Below are 5145 nucleotides of genomic sequence, written 5' to 3'. Positions count from 1 at the left end.
CCAGCTTGCTGGGTGTGGATGAGTGGCGAACGGGTGAGTAACACGTGAGTAACCTGCCCCTGACTTCGGGATAAGCCTGGGAAACTGGGTCTAATACCGGATATGACTACTGGCCGCATGGTCTGGTGGTGGAAAGGGTTTTACTGGTTGGGGATGGACTCGCGGCCTATCAGTTTGTTGGTGGGGTAGTGGCCTACCAAGACGACGACGGGTAGCCGGCCTGAGAGGGCGACCGGCCACACTGGGACTGAGACACGGCCCAGACTCCTACGGGAGGCAGCAGTGGGGAATATTGCACAATGGGGGGAACCCTGATGCAGCGACGCCGCGTGCGGGATGACGGCCTTCGGGTTGTAAACCGCTTTCAGTAGGGAAGAAGCGAAAGTGACGGTACCTGCAGAAGAAGTACCGGCTAACTACGTGCCAGCAGCCGCGGTAATACGTAGGGTACAAGCGTTGTCCGGAATTATTGGGCGTAAAGAGCTCGTAGGTGGTTGGTCACGTCTGCTGTGGAAACGCAACGCTTAACGTTGCGCGTGCAGTGGGTACGGGCTGACTAGAGTGCAGTAGGGGAGTCTGGAATTCCTGGTGTAGCGGTGAAATGCGCAGATATCAGGAGGAACACCGGTGGCGAAGGCGGGACTCTGGGCTGTAACTGACGCTGAGGAGCGAAAGCATGGGGAGCGAACAGGATTAGATACCCTGGTAGTCCATGCCGTAAACGTTGGGAACTAGGTGTGGGGTCCATTCCACGGATTCCGTGCCGTAGCTAACGCATTAAGTTCCCCGCCTGGGGAGTACGGCCGCAAGGCTAAAACTCAAAGGAATTGACGGGGGCCCGCACAAGCGGCGGAGCATGCGGATTAATTCGATGCAACGCGAAGAACCTTACCAAGGCTTGACATACACCGGAAACGGCTAGAGATAGTCGCCTCTTCGGACTGGTGTACAGGTGGTGCATGGTTGTCGTCAGCTCGTGTCGTGAGATGTTGGGTTAAGTCCCGCAACGAGCGCAACCCTCGTTCTATGTTGCCAGCACGTAATGGTGGGAACTCATGGAAGACTGCCGGGGTCAACTCGGAGGAAGGTGGGGATGACGTCAAATCATCATGCCCTTTATGTCTTGGGCTTCACGCATGCTACAATGGCCGGTACAGAGGGTGGCGATACCTTGAGGTGGAGCGAATCCCAGAAAGCCGGTCTCAGTTCGGATCGTAGTCTGCAACTCGACTACGTGAAGTCGGAGTCGCTAGTAATCGCAGATCAGCAACGCTGCGGTGAATACGTTCCCGGGCCTTGTACACACCGCCCGTCAAGTCACGAAAGTCGGTAACACCCGAAGCCGGTGGCCTAACCCTTGTGGGGGGAGCCGTCGAAGGTGGGACTGGTGATTGGGACTAAGTCGTAACAAGGTAGCCGTACCGGAAGGTGCGGCTGGATCACCTCCTTTCTAAGGAGCTAACACATATTGGTGTTGCCACGCACAGGCCGTACGTGTCTGTGGTGGTTGCTCATGGGTGGAACATCACATGAACCTCCTGCTGTACATGCCTTCATGGGTGTGTGTGGTGGGGCAAACACGTTGTTGGGTCCTGGAAGAACAGGCCCATGACCTTTGTGGTTGTGGTTGTTTTTCTGGTGTTTCCGGCCCTGCATGCTGCGCCAGTGGTTGCTGGTGGTGGGTGTGGGTGTCTGGGTGTTGTTGTGTAAGTGGATAGTGGACGCGAGCATCTGGGGAAACACTATTGTGTTTCTTCTGTTGTGATTTTGTTTTTGTTGTGTTTCTTGTGTTATCCGACTCGTGCACGCCGTTGTGGTGTGTGTGAGTGTTCAAGAGCGCATGGTGGATGCCTTGGCATCAGGAGCCGATGAAGGACGTGGTAACCTGCGATAAGCCTCGGGGAGTTGGTAAACGAACGGTGATCCGAGGGTGTCCGAATGGGGAAACCCCGCGGCATGTTGTGTGTCGTGACCCGCATCTGAATATATAGGGTGTGTGGGGGGAACGTGGGGAAGTGAAACATCTCAGTACCCACAGGAAGAGAAAATAAGAATGATTCCGTTAGTAGTGGCGAGCGAACGCGGATGAGCCTAAACCGTATGTGTGTCAAGCGTGTAGGTGTTGCATGTGCGGTGTTGTGGGGCCACTGGTGATCCTCTACATGGGGTCGGGCAGGTGTTGGTGTGTGTAGTCGAATGATCTGGGAAGGTCGACCGGAGTGGGTGAGAGTCCCGTAGATGAAACATGTGCCTATCTGTCTCAGTGTGTGCCCGAGTAGCACGGGACTCGTGTAATCCCGTGTGAATCTGCCAGGACCACCTGGTAAGGCTAAATACTCCCTGGTGACCGATAGCGGATAGTACCGTGAGGGAATGGTGAAAAGTACCCCGGGAGGGGAGTGAAATAGTACCTGAAACCATGTGCTTACAATCCGTCAGAGCCTCCTTTTGTTGGGGTGATGGCGTGCCTTTTGAAGAATGAGCCTGCGAGTTAGTGGCATGTAGCGAGGTTAACCCGTGTGGGGTAGCCGTAGCGAAAGCGAGTCCGAATAGGGCGAGTGAGTTGCATGTCCTAGACCCGAAGCGGAGTGATCTAGCCATGGGCAGGGTGAAGCGTCGGTAAGACGACGTGGAGGCCCGCACCCACTTCAGTTGAAAATGGAGGGGATGACCTGTGGTTAGGGGTGAAAGGCCAATCAAACTCTGTGATAGCTGGTTCTCCCCGAAATGCATTTAGGTGCAGCGTTGCGTGTTGCTTTCTGGAGGTAGAGCTACTGGATGGCTGATGGGCCCCACCGGGTTACTGACGTCAACCAAACTCCGAATGCCAGGAAGTGTAAGCGTGGCAGTGAGACTGCGGGGGATAAGCTTCGTAGTCGAGAGGGAAACAGCCCAGACCATCAACTAAGGCCCCTAAGCGTGTGCTAAGTGGGAAAGGATGTGGAGTTGCGAAGACAACCAGGAGGTTGGCTTAGAAGCAGCCACCCTTGAAAGAGTGCGTAATAGCTCACTGGTCAAGTGATTCTGCGCCGACAATGTAGCGGGGCTAAGCACACCGCCGAAGTTATGGCATCATCACGTTAACCCTAACGGGTTGTGGTGTTGGGTAGGGGAGCGTCGTGTGGCCGGTGAAGCTGCGAAGTGATTCAGTGGTGGAGGCTATGCGAGTGAGAATGCAGGCATGAGTAGCGAAAGACGGGTGAGAAACCCGTCCGCCGGATGACCAAGGGTTCCAGGGCTAGGCTAATCCGCCCTGGGTAAGTCGGGACCTAAGGCGAGGCCGACAGGCGTAGTCGATGGACAACGGGTTGATATTCCCGTACCGGCGAAGAACCGTCCATACCGAGGCGTGTGAGACTAACCACGTTAAACTTCCTGTCGCCCTTCGGGGTGTTCAGGAGGTGATGTGTGGGACCTGATCGTGTAGTAGGTAAGCGTGTTAACAGGTGTGACGCAGGAAGGTAGCCAGGCCGTGCGATGGTTGTCGCGGTCTAAGGTGGTAGGCCGTCTCTTAGGCAAATCCGGGAGACATGTGGCTGAGAGCTGATGGGCGCCCCACACTGGTGGGGTGATCTGGTGATCCTATGCTGCCGAGAAAAGCATCGACGTGAGGTTCTAGCCGCCCGTACCCTATAACCGACTCAGGTGGTCTGGTAGAGAATACCGAGGCGATCGAGATAATCGTGGTTAAGGAACTCGGCAAATTGCCCCCGTAACTTCGGAAGAAGGGGGGCCATCCTGGTGACCAGCCCTTGCGGTTGTGAGCTGGTGGTGGCCGCAGAGACCAGAGAGAAGCGACTGTTTACTAAAAACACAGGTCCGTGCGAAGACGTAAGTCGATGTATACGGACTGACGCCTGCCCGGTGCTGGAAGGTTAAGAGGACCTGTTAGAACCCTCGTGGTTCGAAGCGGAGAATTTAAGCCCCAGTAAACGGCGGTGGTAACTATAACCATCCTAAGGTAGCGAAATTCCTTGTCGGGTAAGTTCCGACCTGCACGAATGGCGCAACGACTTCTCTGCTGTCTCAACCGCGAACTCGGCGAAATTGCACTACGAGTAAAGATGCTCGTTACGCGCAGCAGGACGGAAAGACCCCGAGACCTTCACTATAGTTTGGTATTGGGATTCGGTGTGGTTTGTGTAGGATAGGTGGGAGACTGTGAAGCATGCACGCCAGTGTGTGTGGAGTCATTGTTGAAATACCACTCTGACCATAGTGGATTCCTTAACTTCGGACCCTGATCGGGTCCAGGGACAGTGCCTGATGGGTAGTTTAACTGGGGCGGTTGCCTCCCAAAGAGTAACGGAGGCGCCCAAAGGTTCCCTCAGCCTGGTTGGCAATCAGGTGTCGAGTGTAAGTGCACAAGGGAGCTTGACTGTGAGACGGACGTGTCGAGCAGGAGCGAAAGCTGGGACTAGTGACCCGGCCGTGGATTGTGGAATCGCGGTCGCTCAACGGATAAAAGGTACCTCGGGGATAACAGGCTGATCTTGCCCAAGAGTCCATATCGACGGCATGGTTTGGCACCTCGATGTCGGCTCGTCGCATCCTGGGGCTGGAGTCGGTCCCAAGGGTTGGGCTGTTCGCCCATTAAAGCGGTACGCGAGCTGGGTTTAGAACGTCGTGAGACAGTTCGGTCCCTATCCGCTGCGTGCGTAGGAAATTTGAGAAGGGCTGTCCTTAGTACGAGAGGACCGGGACGGACGAACCTCTGGTGTGCCAGTTGTACCGCCAGGTGCATGGCTGGTTGGCTACGTTCGGGAAGGATAACCGCTGAAAGCATCTAAGCGGGAAGCCTGCTTCAAGATGAGATTTCCCTATGAGGCGCCCTCTAGACCAGGGGGTTGATAGGCCAGACGTGGAAGCACAGCAATGTGTGCAGCTGACTGGTACTAATACGCCCACCACTCACCCAACCACCACCAATTTGGTGTGTTACGGGTCGGGTAACACAAGACACACAACTAAACGTGTCACAACAAAACGATCGCTACGCGTCCACACACAAATCCACAAAACCAGCAACACACATGGTTTTGCGGCGGCTATAGCGGCAGGGAAACGCCCGGCCCCATTCCGAACCCGGAAGCTAAGCCTGCCAGCGCTGATGGTACTGCACTCGACAGGGTGTGGGAGAGTAAG

General features: G+C 55.5%; 3 rRNA genes. All 3 read left to right on the top strand.

Annotation, left to right across the window (positions count from 1 at the left end):
• Window positions 1-1450: ribosomal RNA gene (locus tag HLA91_RS13615) — 16S ribosomal RNA — on the top strand; the annotation flags it as partial.
• Between the two features lie 370 nt (window positions 1451-1820).
• A 23S ribosomal RNA gene (locus tag HLA91_RS13610) occupies window positions 1821-4919 on the top strand.
• 121 nt (window positions 4920-5040) lie between these two features.
• Window positions 5041-5145: ribosomal RNA gene (rrf, locus tag HLA91_RS13605) — 5S ribosomal RNA — on the top strand; the annotation flags it as partial.

This window comes from Brevibacterium luteolum (genome assembly GCF_013004595.1).
In the GTDB taxonomy this organism is placed as follows: Bacteria; Actinomycetota; Actinomycetes; order Actinomycetales; family Brevibacteriaceae; genus Brevibacterium; species Brevibacterium luteolum.
The sequence above is the reverse complement of the archived record's forward strand: the minus strand, read 5'-3'. Positions and strand labels throughout refer to the sequence as shown.